At 66.7% G+C, this 12,863-nt stretch carries 12 protein-coding genes and 1 riboswitch; of the genes, 5 read left to right on the plus strand and 7 right to left on the minus strand.

Annotated elements, in window-relative coordinates; all coding sequences use genetic code 11:
* Position 1: 1 nt before the first annotated feature.
* Genes L6639_RS04220 through L6639_RS04240 form a run of 5 tightly spaced genes read right to left on the minus strand, consistent with a single transcriptional unit; the run spans position 2 to position 6,441 of the window.
* Positions 2-631, minus strand: coding sequence for a precorrin-8X methylmutase (locus L6639_RS04220; RefSeq protein WP_237859114.1), 630 nt, complete (start codon positions 629-631; stop codon positions 2-4).
* The gene (gene cobG / locus L6639_RS04225; protein WP_237859116.1) at positions 631-1,791 is read right to left on the minus strand and encodes a precorrin-3B synthase; all 1,161 of its coding nucleotides are present in this window, start codon (positions 1,789-1,791) and stop codon (positions 631-633) included. The genes L6639_RS04220 and cobG overlap by 1 nt, the downstream gene beginning before the upstream one ends.
* Complete coding sequence (gene cobN / locus L6639_RS04230; protein ID WP_237859118.1) at positions 1,788-5,036, minus strand: cobaltochelatase subunit CobN; 3,249 nt, start codon at positions 5,034-5,036, stop codon at positions 1,788-1,790. Before cobN ends, cobG begins: the two co-directional genes overlap by 4 nt.
* Positions 5,036-6,070: a cobalamin biosynthesis protein CobW gene (cobW, locus tag L6639_RS04235; RefSeq protein ID WP_237859120.1), complete on the minus strand. Its 1,035-nt coding sequence runs from the start codon at positions 6,068-6,070 to the stop codon at positions 5,036-5,038. The genes cobN and cobW overlap by 1 nt, the downstream gene beginning before the upstream one ends.
* The gene (locus L6639_RS04240; protein WP_237859122.1) at positions 6,067-6,441 is read right to left on the minus strand and encodes a DUF1636 family protein; all 375 of its coding nucleotides are present in this window, start codon (positions 6,439-6,441) and stop codon (positions 6,067-6,069) included. The genes cobW and L6639_RS04240 overlap by 4 nt, the downstream gene beginning before the upstream one ends.
* A 96-nt stretch (positions 6,442-6,537) precedes the next feature.
* Positions 6,538-6,755: riboswitch (cobalamin riboswitch) on the minus strand.
* A 40-nt stretch (positions 6,756-6,795) separates the two neighbouring features.
* On the opposite strand from L6639_RS04240, the gene cobO reads away from it, so the two are divergent.
* Entirely contained in the window at positions 6,796-7,455 is a 660-nt protein-coding gene (gene cobO / locus L6639_RS04245) for a cob(I)yrinic acid a,c-diamide adenosyltransferase (RefSeq protein WP_237859124.1), read from the plus strand.
* A gap of 5 nt (positions 7,456-7,460) precedes the next feature.
* The gene (locus L6639_RS04250) at positions 7,461-8,909 is read left to right on the plus strand and encodes a cobyric acid synthase (RefSeq protein WP_237859125.1); all 1,449 of its coding nucleotides are present in this window, start codon (positions 7,461-7,463) and stop codon (positions 8,907-8,909) included.
* Here the strand turns inward: L6639_RS04250 and cobD are convergent.
* Entirely contained in the window at positions 8,898-9,863 is a 966-nt protein-coding gene (gene cobD, locus L6639_RS04255) for a threonine-phosphate decarboxylase CobD (protein WP_237859126.1), read from the minus strand. The two genes, L6639_RS04250 and cobD, sit on opposite strands and share 12 nt — an antisense overlap.
* 11 nt (positions 9,864-9,874) lie before the next feature.
* Positions 9,875-10,816 carry an adenosylcobinamide-phosphate synthase CbiB gene (gene cbiB, locus L6639_RS04260; protein WP_237859127.1) on the minus strand — a complete coding sequence of 314 codons (942 nt, stop codon included), beginning with the start codon at positions 10,814-10,816 and terminating at the stop codon, positions 9,875-9,877.
* A gap of 121 nt (positions 10,817-10,937) precedes the next feature.
* Here cbiB and cobU point away from each other — a divergent pair, with 121 nt between their 5' ends.
* The 3 genes from cobU to bluB are packed head-to-tail and all read left to right on the plus strand — an operon-like array spanning position 10,938 to position 12,859.
* Positions 10,938-11,441 (plus strand): bifunctional adenosylcobinamide kinase/adenosylcobinamide-phosphate guanylyltransferase, encoded by a 504-nt coding sequence (cobU, locus tag L6639_RS04265; protein ID WP_237859128.1) that lies wholly within the window; start codon positions 10,938-10,940, stop codon positions 11,439-11,441.
* Positions 11,438-12,223 carry an adenosylcobinamide-GDP ribazoletransferase gene (cobS, locus tag L6639_RS04270; RefSeq protein WP_237859129.1) on the plus strand — a complete coding sequence of 262 codons (786 nt, stop codon included), beginning with the start codon at positions 11,438-11,440 and terminating at the stop codon, positions 12,221-12,223. Before cobU ends, cobS begins: the two co-directional genes overlap by 4 nt.
* Positions 12,224-12,226: 3 nt before the next feature.
* Positions 12,227-12,859, plus strand: coding sequence for a 5,6-dimethylbenzimidazole synthase (gene bluB, locus L6639_RS04275; protein WP_237859130.1), 633 nt, complete (start codon positions 12,227-12,229; stop codon positions 12,857-12,859).
* The last annotated feature ends 4 nt before the right edge of the window (positions 12,860-12,863 follow it).

A 12,863-nucleotide genomic window follows, 5' to 3' on the forward strand; every position in this document is an offset into this window, starting at 1 on the left:
GCTATTCGCTCCGGTTCGCCAGTGCATTCACGGCAGCGACCGTGATCGCGGAGCCGCCGAGGCGGCCTTCAACGGTGAGTGCCGGCACTGGCGGATCAGCCATCAACGCGGCCTTTGACTCAGCCGCGCCGACGAAGCCGACGGGACAGCCGATGATCGCCGCCGGCCGCGGACAGTCGCGATCTTCAAGCATGTTGAGCAGATGAAACAGCGCGGTCGGCGCATTGCCGATCGCGACGATCGCGCCGTCGAGATGCGGCCGCCACAACTCCAGTGCCGCGGCCGAGCGGGTGTTGCGCATGGATCGCGCCAGCGCGGCAACGGTCTCATCGGCAAGCGTGCAGATCACGGCATTTGCCGCAGGCAGTCTGGCGCGCGTAATTCCCTCAGACACCATCCGCGCATCGCACAGGATCGGCGCGCCCTTCTGCAAGGCCGCGCGCGCGGCGATTGCCATGCCCGGCGTGAAGCGGATATGCGCCTCGAGGCCGACCATGCCGGCGGCATGGATCATCCGCACCACGACCTGCTCCTCCTCAGGCGTGAAGCGCGCCAGATCGGCCTCCGCCCGTATAGTGGCAAAGGATTGTCGGTAGATCGCCGCATCATCGGTCTCGTAAATATGCGGCATCAGTGCCCTCCCATCAGAATGGAGGGATCGCGAACGATGTCGTCGTGGTCGAGCCCGCGCAGGATCGGCTCGTCGCGCGTCGAGCCGCCGCGCACGAGATCGAATCCCTTGGCCGTCGCGACCAGCGTGATCGCGGCCGCGCCGGAATGGGCGCAGCCCTTGGCGCAGCCCGAAACGTGAAGCTGCGCGGCCCCACCGATGTTTTGCGCAAGCGCCGCCGCCAGCCCCCGCGTATCGGCATGGGCCTCGCGGCAGCGTGGTGCGCCGCTGCAGGCAATGACGCGCAGCGCCGGATCGTAAGGCTCCGTGAGCAAGCCAGAGGCCGATGGCATTGTCCGCTTGCCCTCGCTCAAAACCATCCGCCACGGCGTCATCCGCAGCGCAAGCCCGCAAGCAGAGAGCTGATTGAGCGTCGTATGCGGCATCTGACCGAAGGCGATGCCGACCATGGCGCCTTGCGGATAGAGACCAGGACGCGCGGCGGCCATGATCGGCGCAGGCTCCGCCTGGCCGCGCAAGCCCTCAGGCATTTTTGCCCCGGCCGCAAGATGCGTTGCCATGCGCCCGCGCCCATCCCTGATACTTGATGCGACGAACCAGCGTGCGACAGCAAGTGCGGTGCTTACAGCCTCGCCACGCGCGACGCTGCGACCGAGCCTGACGCCATCCGCGCGCACGAGGAGGCCACCGGCAGCGTCACGTTCGATCCGCACATCAGCGGAATTTCCGGCAAGCACGCGCGAGGTGCCGTCATCGATGGCGAAGCCGAATTTCGTCGGCAGCTCGAGCGCAGAGCCCGCCAATGCCTCTTCGAGCTCGGCGGCGAGCGCCTGGGTCTCATCGCCCTCGCGCCAGAACGGCGTGACCAGGATGTTGCGCCGGGATTCAGTCTCGGCATCGGGATCGAGCAGCGTCAATTGTGCGAGCCCGTCGACCAGCAGCCGGTGGCTGGCCTCGCTGACGCCCCTGATCTGGAGATTGGCGCGGCTGGTCATGTCGATCAAACCATTGCCATGGCGCTCGGCGAGATGCGCGAGCCCGGCGGTCTGTGCGGCATCGAGCCGGCCGCCGAACGGGCGAACGCGGACCACGAGCCCATCGCCCGATTGCATCGGCCGCAGCGCGCCGGGACACCAGCCCTTCACCGACGCCGCGCTCATGACGCCTCCTTCAGCGCCGCCGCAATCGAATTGCGGCGCGTCCGCCAGAGCGAGGCCTCGTGCAGGCGCGTGAAGCAGGTTTCCATTACGGCAAGCGCCGCCGGATTCTCGCGGGCCAAGAAGGCGCGGACATCGCAGTCGCCGAGCGTCGCATCATAGTAGAGATCGAACAGATGCGGCGGCACGGCGCCGGCGAGATGAGCAAAGGTGGCCATATGCTCCAGCGTCGCTGATAGCTCGGCTGCCCCGCGAAAACCGTGGCGCATCATGCCGGCGATCCAGGCCGGATTGGCGGCGCGGGCACGGACGACGCGGGAAATTTCTTCGGTGAGTGTGCGCGCATGCGGCTCGTCGGGGCGCGTCGTGTCGAGATGATAGAGCGAGGGCCCTGATGCGCCGAGATGCGTGGCCGCTGCCGCGACCCCGGCTTCGTGCGCGGCATAATCGGCGGCAAGCAATAGATCGGTCTCGGGTAGATCCTGGGCGTGGACGAACGCATCGGCAGACGCGAGCCGCCGCTCGATACCGGCACGATCCGGCCTGATCTCGCCATCGGCGGAGAACGCCCACGACGATGCCGATAGCCAGGCTTCGCCGGCCGCATCGCGCGTCTCCGATGTGAACGCATCGGGGATGGCCGAAAGGCCGACGCCGTATTGTCCGGGGCGCGGCGCGAACACACGGGAAGCGCGATGGCGATAAGGATTTTCGTCGCCCTCTTCCTCGCGCGATGCGAGCGCTTCGGAAGCAGCTTCGAACAATTGCGCCAGGCCCGCGAATACATCGCGGAACAGGCCGGACACGCGTAGCGTCACGTCGATGCGGGGACGGCCGAGCTCAGCCGGCGCGATGATGTCGTAGCCGGTGACGCGGCCGGAGGCATGATCCCAGTGCGGCGCGAGGCCGGCCAGATGCAGCGCCATCGCGAACTCCTCGCCCGCGGTGCGCATCGTCGCCGAGCCCCAGAGATCGACCACGAGGCCGTTCGGCCAGTCGCCATGATCCTGCAAATGACGACGCAGCAGCTCTTCGGCGAGCTTGATGCCCTGCGCATGCGCTGAGGGCGTCGGCACGGCGCGCGGATCGACGGCGAAGAGATTGCGTCCCGTCGGCAGCACGTCCTGGCGTCCGCGATAGGGCGAGCCGGACGGGCCCGGCGCCACGCGTTGTCCTGCGAGCGCGATGCGTAGCGCATCCCGCTCAGCATCGCCACAGGCCCCGCGGCCGAACACGTGCAGGCCCTCGCCGAACTGGCTTTCCTTGAGATCGCAGACGAAGCGATCGATCCGCGGGATGGCTTCGGCTGGCGCAGCCGAGGCTACAATACCAAGATCGTCTTCGAGGCCGGCCGCACGCGCCTCGTCGCGGATCGCGGCGATCAGGCGCTGACGGCGGGCGGGGTCGAGACCATCGGCGGTCGAATATTCGTCGAGCAGGCGTTCGAGCCGGCGAAGGCCTTCCGGTATCGCGGATTGTTCGAGCGGCGGCGGCAGATGGCCGATGGTGACGGCGCCGATCCGCCGCTTGGCCTGCGCAGCCTCGCCGGGATCATTGACGATGAAGGGATAGATCACAGGGAGATCGCCGATCAGCGCTTCCGGCCAGCACGCGGATGAAAGGGCCACGGATTTCCCCGGCAGCCATTCCAGCGTGCCATGCGCGCCCATATGCACAACAGCATCGATCCCCTGCCCGCGGAGCCAGAGATAGAATGCAACATAGGCATGGCGCGGCGTGCGGGCGAGATCGTGATAGTCGCCATCGCGTGTCGCCGCATCGCCCCGCTCGGGCTGGACCGCGATGATCGATCGGCCGCTTGCGATGGCTGCGAAGTGGAAAGCGCCATCGCGGCAGCTCGGATCGTTCTCCGCCGCGCCCCAGGCTTGCGCGAGATCGTCCTGCAAACCTTGCGGAAGCTGCGAGAGCGCCGCGCGGTAGTCTGCGACACTCCATGTCAATTTCTGCTTCAGCAACGTCTCGCCGAGTGCATGCACCGGCGCAACATCAAAGCCGGCCTCCCCGAGATCGGCCACCAGCGCTTCGACCGACGCCAGCGCATCGAGACCGACCGCATGTGCGATCTGATGCGGACGCCCGGGATAGTTCGAAAGGACGATGGCCAACCGCTTCACGGCCGCCGGCTTCCAGGCAAGCCTTCGCCAAGCAGCGACGCGGGCGACAACCGCTTTCACACGCTCCTCATCCGGCCTATGGGCCAGATGCGAGATCTGCAGATCGGGATCGCGTTCCGCGGCCGACTTGAAACTCACCACGCCGGCGAACAGGCGGCCGTCGACCTCAGGCAGCACTACATGCATGGCGAGATCGCCAGGCGACAGGCCGCGCAGCGATTCCGCCCAGTCCTCGCGCCGCGCCGAGGAGAGCGCGACCTGGAAGATGGGACACGGCGCAGCGTCGAACGGCGTCGTGCCGTCGTCGCCCATCGCCGAGAACGCCGTCGCGTTGACGATCGCGGCTGGCGGATTTTGCGCGAGATGCGCGCGAAGCCAATCTCCGACGCCTGCCGCCTTTAGCGACGTGACGAAGGCCCCATAGGCGTCAAAACCCTTCTCGCGCAACGCGGCGATCAGCGTATCGACGGGACCGGTGTCGGCAGCCGTGAGATAGGAGCGATAGAACGTCACGAGCGTGAGGGGCTTCCGCTCGCGCGGCGTCGGCGCGGCAATGACACCACGCGCAGGGTCGTAAAAGCCCATTTCGGGCACGTTCATCTCGCCGACAACAGGCCCGGCATAAAGGCCTGAGGCCAGCGCGAGCTGCGCAATCGCGGCTTGCGCCGCGACGGGACCGCCTGTGTCGCAGAGCGCTTTGAGCCGGCGCAGCGTCGAAACCGGCAAGGTCGAGTACGCATCCAGCCTGATGTCGTCGCGGCCGTCGGCCGGCAGCACGGCGAGAACGATATTGCGGTCTTTGGCCAGTTGCTGGAGCGCCGCCAGCCCGTATGGCCAGTAGGATTCACCGCCGATGAGGCGCACCAGAATGCCGCGCGCCTGCGACAGCGTGCGCTCGATATAGGTGTCGACCGAGAGAGGATGACGCAGTTCCGCGAGATTGGCGAGCCGCAGCGACGGCAGGCTGTCCTGGCCACGCCGCCAGCCCGCCGCGAATGCCGCAAGGTCGGAATCCGAGAACGAGAGTACCACGAGATCGGCCGGGTCCTGGCCGATGTCCCTTGGCGTCGTGGTCTCCTCGAGACCGCGGCTCTCGCGGAAGACGACGTGCATCAGACTCCCAGTCCCGCTCTAATCGCGACCTCGTCAATATCGCCGTGCTCGCCGATCACGACGAGCTTTGATTGCCTGTTGCCTGCACCCCAGGGCTTGTCGAACTGGTGGCGCACGCGTTCACCGACCGCTTGCAGCAGCAGCCGCATCGGCTTGCCCGCGACGGCGATGTAGCCTTTGACGCGAAGCACGTTTTGCTCGCGCGAAAGACGCTGCACCGACGCGACCAGCACATCGATGTCGGTGACCTCAGGAAGATCGATCACGACGGAGGCAAAATCGTCGTGCTCGTGGTCGTCCTCACCATCATGATGCGAGGGACGCGCGGCGAGATCGTTCTCGGCGGCAGCGCCGAGGCCGAGGATCACGCGCGCGTCGATGGCACCGTCAGTGATCGACAGCATCGGCACGCGGCGCGGCATCTCGGCGGTGATCAACGCCTTGGCGGCCTCGATGCCCGCGGCGCCTGCGAGATCGGCCTTGGTTAGCAGCACGATATCGGCGCAGGCGATCTGGTCCTCGAACACTTCTGACAGCGGCGTCTCGTGATCGAGATTCCCATCCGCCGCGCGCTGCGCTTCGACGGCAGCCGGGTCCGGCGCGAAACGACCGGCGGCCACCGCCTCGGCATCGGCCAGCGCAATCACGCCATCGACCGTGATGCGCGAGCGAATCTCCGGCCAGTCGAACGCCTTCAGCAGCGGCTTTGGCAGTGCCAGGCCTGAGGTCTCGATCAGGATGTGATCGGGCCGCACTGGCCGTGCCAGCAGCTTCTCCATGGTCGGAATGAAATCGTCGGCAACGGTGCAGCAGATGCAGCCATTGGCGAGTTCGACGATGTTCTCTTCCGGGCAGTTCTCATCGGCGCAGGACTTCAGGATCTCACCATCGACACCTTCGCTACCGAACTCGTTGACAAGCACGGCGAGCTTCTTGCCATTGGGATTGCTGAGCAGATGCTGGATCAGCGTCGTCTTGCCCGAACCGAGAAAGCCGGTGACCACGGTCACAGGAACTTTTGCAAGCGAGTTCATTCGGCGGCCTCCGGCAACACGGCGATGGGGGGAATGCGCGCAAGCGATTGCTTGCGGAAGATTTCGGGGCGGCTGCGCCAGGGCACGAGGCCATCGGGCGCGGCAGCATAGGCGGCAGCGCCTGCAACCACGTCCCGCGCGTTCGCATCCGACAGGCGGCCATAGACATAGGACCAGCGACCGGGCGCGCTGAGCGCGACCGAGCAGCCCTGGCTGCATGCAGACAGGCACTCGACGGGAACCACGCTGACGCCCTCAGGCACGCCGGCTTCGAGAATCGCGCCGTGCAGGCGCTTGCCGGGCGTGGCCTCGCCTTCGCCCAGCGTCTGGCCGGCGCGGCAGGTGATGCAGACGTGCAGTGTGACAGTCATCGCCTCTTCCAGAAGTATCAGCGGGAGGCGAAGAGGCTCACGGACCTTGCTTGCGAAGGTCCGTTTCCCCGTCGCGGAACACCCCGTCCGCCGGTCCAAACATCGTCCGCGCTGGCAGGTCTCCCGGCTTGCGGAGCAGGGTTTCCCCTTCGATCCCCGCCTTCCCGATCCCTGGGGGATCAGTGGCTTTGGGCATCTCTCCGGTCACGGTCGCGGGGGCGGCTGCATTTTGGACCCAAATCTTGCCGATTCGGACCCTATCGCATTCCCTCTTCGCCTGTCATAGGACAGGAACCAACGCCGGGCCACCATTTGCCCCCGGCCGCCTCTTGTCAAGCCGAAGGACCGGATACGATGACGACTGAACCGGAGACCCAAACGGCCGACGAAACCGACGCCAAGAATGACGCCAAGACTGACGCAAAGCACGCCGCCAAAATGGCGAAGATCAAGGTCGCCCGCGACAAGATCATGGCGACCAAGAGCGGCGAAAAAGGCCTCATCATCGTCCACACCGGCGCCGGCAAGGGCAAGTCCTCCTCCGCCTTCGGCATGATCGTGCGCTGTGTCGCCCATGGCTTCCCCTGCGCCGTGGTGCAGTTCATCAAGGGCGCCTGGGATACCGGCGAGCGGCGCCTGCTCACCGGCCATTTCGGCGAGCTCTGCCAGTTCCACGCCATGGGCGAAGGGTTCACCTGGGAGACGCAGGACCGCGCGCGCGACATCGCGGCCGCGCGCGCCGGCTGGGAGAAGGCGAAGGAGCTGATATCAGATGAGAGCCTGCGCATGGTCGTGCTCGACGAGATCAACATCGCGCTGCGCTACGACTATCTCGACATCGCCGAAATCGTCGATTTCCTGAAGACCTCGAAGCCGCCGATGACGCATGTCGTGCTCACCGGCCGCAATGCCAAGGACGAGCTGATCGAGATCGCCGATCTCGTCACCGAGATGACGCTGGTGAAACATCCGTTCCGCTCCGGCATCAAGGCGCAGCCCGGCGTCGAGTTCTGAGATCAATGACACGCACGCTGATGATCCAGGGGGCCGGCTCGGACGTGGGCAAGTCGCTCATCGTCGCCGGTCTCGCGCGGGCCTTCACACGGCGCGGATTGCGCGTGCTTCCCTTCAAGCCGCAGAACATGTCGAACAATGCGGCCGTCACCGTCGATGGGGGCGAGATCGGCCGCGCCCAAGCGTTGCAAGCGCTCGCCGCCGGTGTCGAGCCGCATACCGACATGAATCCGGTGCTGCTGAAACCCGAGACTGATGTCGGCTCGCAGGTCATCGTGCACGGCAAGCGCATCGCAACCGCACGCGCGCGCGAATATGCGGCGATGAAACCATCGCTGATGGGCGCGGTGCTGGAGAGCTTTGAACGGCTGAAGGCGCGCGCTGATCTGGTGCTGGTCGAAGGCGCCGGCAGCCCGGCCGAGGTGAATTTGCGCAAGGCCGACATCGCCAATATGGGCTTTGCCCGCAAGGCCGACGTTCCGGTCGTGCTGGTCGGCGACATCGACCGCGGCGGCGTCATCGCACAGCTGGTCGGTATCAAAACGGTGATCGACCCTGATGATGCCGCAATGATCCAGGGCTTTGTCATCAACAAGTTCCGCGGCGATCCCACACTGTTCGACGACGGCTACAAGCTGATTGAACAAAAGACTGCATGGCGCGGCCTCGGCGTGCTGCCGTGGTTTCCGCGCGCCGGCGAGCTACCGGCCGAGGATGCGCTGGGCCTGAGCGACGCGCGCAAGCCCGGCCAGTGCAAGATCGCCTGCCTCGCGCTGTCGCGGATCGCCAATTTCGACGATCTCGATCCGCTCAAGCTCGAGCCTTCAGTCGATCTCGTGATGGTGCGCCCGGGCGAAGCGATCCCCGGCGATGTCAGGCTCGTCATCATCCCCGGCTCAAAGTCCACGCGGGGCGATCTCGCCTTCCTGCGCGCGCAAGGCTGGGACATCGATCTCATCGCGCACCGCCGCAGGGGCGGCCATGTGCTCGGCCTCTGCGGCGGCTATCAGATGCTCGGGCGCAGCGTTGCTGATCCGGCCGGAATCGAAGGTCCTGCCGGCGATACACAGGGTCTCGGGCTACTGGACGTGACGACCGTGATGAGTCCGCAGAAGACGCTGACGCGTGTGGCAGCCGTTCACGCGGCGACTGATCAGCCGATCCAGGCTTACGAAATCCACATAGGCCGCACTGATGGACCCGACCGCACGCGGCCGTTCGCGAAGTTGAACGGCGAGCCGGAGGGTGCGATTTCGCGCGACGGGCGCGTGCAGGGCAGCTATCTGCACGGCCTGTTCACGTCGGACGATTTCCGCAAGGCATATCTGGCAAAGCTTGACATTCCCGCAGGCGAGGAGCCGTATCACGCGAGGGTCGAGAGCGCGCTCGAGGCCCTCGCCGATCACATCGAACGGCATCTCGACGTCGAAGGCCTGCTCGCGCTAGCGCGCTAGAATTTTGGCCAAGCGCGTCCATTCGGCCTCGGCGCCCGGAAGGCCGAGTCGCAGCCACGTCGGCTCTTTCGCAAACACCCGCGACCAGATCTGGCCGCCCGCGAGCTTTTCCTGCGCAACAAGCGCGTCAGGCGTTTCGTAGAGACGGAACAATGATGCGCCACCGACGAGCCGCCAGCCCTGCGCCTGCACCATCTCGTCGAGGCGCGCACAGTCCCGCACGAGCCGCGCTGACGTCGCCTTCGCCCAGGCATCATCATGCAAGGCGCGGCAGCCGATCGCGATCGCGGCGCCCGAGACCGGCCATGGACCTGATGCCGCCGCGAGCTTGCCGATGTCCTCCGCTTCGCCGATCGCGAAGCCGAGCCGCAGGCCGGCAAGACCATAAAACTTGCCGAACGAGCGGAGGACCAGCAGCCCCGGCTGACCGGCTTCCGAGGCGAGCGAGAGCTCGGGAACGGCGTCGGCAAAACTCTCGTCGATGACGAGGTGTCCAACGCGCGGCAACAGCGCGAGCAGGTCGTTCGGGTCGTGACGGCGGCCGTCGGGATTGTTGGGATTGATGACGATGGCAAGGTTCGCGCCCGCAAGCGCGTCGATCTCCTTCACCTCCTCGACCTGCCATCCCCCGGCTGAGAGAACGGACGCATATTCGTTGTAGGTCGGAGCGAGGATGCGGGCCAGGCCGCGCGGCGCGAGCTGTGGCAACAATTGAATGGCGGCTTGTGCGCCACCCATCGCGACAACAGGCGCTGATGTGCCATAGGCGTGTTGGGCAGCCCGATGCAGCGCCTCGATCTCGGATCGCGACGGCAGCGCCTGCCAGTGATGCGCTGATATCTTGCCCACGGGATAAGGCAGCCGGTTGATGCCGGTCGACAGATCCATCCAGTCTTCTGCGCGCCCGCCAAAACGCTGCCGGGCCAGATCGAGATTTCCACCGTGCTCGCGCATGTCCCGTTCTTTCACGCGAAGGCCAGGATCGCAAGCAGGCCCGCGAGCAACATCATGGCGCGGCGGTAGATCGCCAGTCCCCCGGCGATGTCGGCCGCAAGCGGATCGCGTGCGCCCTGGTTGAGCCAGGGCTCGTTCGTGACGCTGCCGTGATAGGTCCGGGGACCACTGAGCCGCACACCCAGCGCGCCGGCCATCGCCGCTTCCGGCCAGCCGGCATTGGGCGAGCGATGCCGGCGCGCATCACGCGTCATGCACGACAGCGCCTGGGAGCGCTGCGGTGCGAGCAGCACGAACAAAAATCCGCTCACGCGCGCCGGAATGAAGTTCGCGACATCGTCGATACGCGCGGCTGCCCAGCCAAAGGCCTCGTGCCGTTCGCTGCGATGGCCGATCATGGAATCCAGCGTATTGATGGCCTTGTAGCCGAGGATTCCCGGCAAGCCGAACAGCGCGCCCCAGAACACCGGCGCGACGACGCCGTCGGAGGCGTTCTCGGCGAGGCTCTCGATCGCCGCGCGTGCGATGCCGGCCTCATCGAGCGCGGCGGGATCGCGGCCGACGATGCGCGAGACCGCCTCGCGCGCGGCGGCGATGTCGTCGTCCAGCAGGGGCCTGGCGACAGCAGCAACATGATCATGCAGCGAGCGCAGTGCGACCAGCGGCCAGGCCAGGATGCCGATCAGCACGATCCGGATCCAGCCTGAGGGAAGCAGAGACTGAAGCAGCCAACCAAGCGCGACCGTGAGCGCAATCACCAGAAGCGCGCCGACGACGCCGGCGGCGCGGCGAAACGCTGGCGGGTCGGACTCGCGATTCCAGCTGGCGTCGACGGCTGCGATCAACCGGCCCAGCCAGGTCACGGGGTGGCCGAGCCGCGCGAACAGCCATGACGGCCAGCCCGTGAGGGCATCCACCGCCATCGCCACCACCATCGCGCCCGCAAAGCCCACATCCGCCTCCTGTCCCGCCCCTGTTGCGCAAAGCCAGGGGCAAGCGCAAGCCCCTGATCGGCTGATTTCGGCTTTGTCTTTGGCCGCGATTGGTGATTAGTCAGGCCCACAGGAGACTTTGATGGCCGTCATCTTGATCACGGGCGGAGCGCGATCGGGCAAGAGCAAGCGTGCGGAAACGCGCGCGCGTGCGTTTCCCGGGCAGCCCGTCTATGTCGCGACGGCCGAGGCGCTTGATGCCGAGATGGAGGCGCGCATCGCAAGACACCGCACGCGGCGCGGAACCGACTGGATCGAGCGGGAGGTGCCGCTCGATCTCGTGCCCGCGCTGATCGCAAGCGATGGCGGCGGTGCGCGGCTGGTGGATTGCCTGACGCTGTGGCTCTCCAATCTGATGCATGCCGAGCGCAACTGGGAGCACGCAGTGAGCGAGCTCGCCGCCGCCCTGTCCCGTCTCAAGAGCCCCGTTGTCTTCGTCACCAACGAGGTGGGACTTGGCATCGTCCCCGACAATGCGCTGGCCCGCAGCTTTCGCGACGCTGCCGGCATCATGAACCAGACCATTGCAGCCGCCGCCGACGAAGTCGAGTTCGTGGTCGCCGGCCTGCCGATGAAGCTGAAATGACGCCGCGCGCCGACATTCTGAAAGACGTCGTCGCCGATCTCAGAATCGCGGCGTCCTTCGTCACGATCTTCCCCGTGGCCTCGTCGAAGCCATCTGGCGAAGGCACCGTCGCGCGCGCGACCTGGGCGCTGCCGGTCGCGGGATTGCTGGTTGGGCTTGCGGGCGCCTTCGTCTACAAGATCGCCATTGGCGTTGGACTGGCGCCGAACCTCGCCGCCCTGCTCGCGCTCGCGACGACCACGCTCATCACCGGCGCGCTCCACGAGGACGGGCTTGCCGATACCGCCGACGGGCTCGGCGGCGGCCGCACGCGCGAGCGCAAGCTCGAGATCATGCGCGACAGCCGGATCGGCAGTTATGGTGTCTGCGCACTGATCGTTTCATTTGGCCTGCGCTGGAGCGCGCTTGCGGCGATCGCCAATCCCTGGGCCGTGATGCTCGCACTCGTCTCCGCGCATGCGGCAGCGCGCGCGGGCTTGCCGGCCTTCATGTCGCTGGTCGCCCCGGCGCGCGCCGACGGGCTTTCGGCGAACGCAGGAGCGCCGCCGGGCCGCAGCGTGGCCACGGCGTTCGGTCTCGGAACGCTCGTGCTTGCGCTGGCGCTCGGGCCGGCCAAGGCTCTGGTCGGCCTCGCGCTGCTGTCAGCAGCCGGATTGATCCTGGCGCGACTTGCCATTCGCCAGATCGGCGGACACACCGGCGACATCCTCGGCACGTTCGAGCAGGTCGGCGAGATCCTGATCCTGCTGGTCGCGGCAGCCTTCCTCCACGGCGGAGGATGAGCCATGGTCGAGTTTGACGATACCTTCCGCCGGCAATTGCGCGAGCTGTTCGTGTGGCGCCGCGACGTGCGCCGCTTTCGCAACCGGGCGCTGCCTGACGGCGCCGTGGAGCGGCTGATCGACACCGCCTGCCTGTCGCCGTCCGTCGGCCTGAGCCAGCCGTGGCGCTTCGTCATCGTCGATGATCCCGCGCGGCGCCGCGCCGTGATCGACGACTTCAAGACGTGCAACGCCGATGCGCTCGGCTGCTATTCCGGCGAGCGCGCCGCCCGTTATGCCACGCTCAAGCTCTCGGGTCTCGAACAGGCACCTTGCCACCTCGCAATCTTCGCCGAAAAGGCCAGCGACATCGGCCACGGCCTCGGCCGCGCCACCATGCCGGAGACCTTGGAATATTCCGTGGTCGCGGCCATCACCGCGATGTGGCTCGCCGCGCGCGCCGAGGGCATCGGGCTCGGCTGGGTCTCCATCCTCAGCCCGCAGCGCATCCACGGCGTGCTCGACGTGCCCGCCTCCTGGAAGTTCATCGCCTATCTCTGCATCGGCTACCCCGAGGCCGAGTGCGACCAGCCCGAGCTCGAGCGGGCGAAGTGGGAGCATCGGCGGGACGCGAGCGAGTTCACGCTGCGGCGCTAGAGAG

Origin of the sequence: Bradyrhizobium zhengyangense (assembly GCF_022012555.1) — a bacterium.
GTDB lineage: Bacteria > Pseudomonadota > Alphaproteobacteria > Rhizobiales > Xanthobacteraceae > Bradyrhizobium > Bradyrhizobium zhengyangense.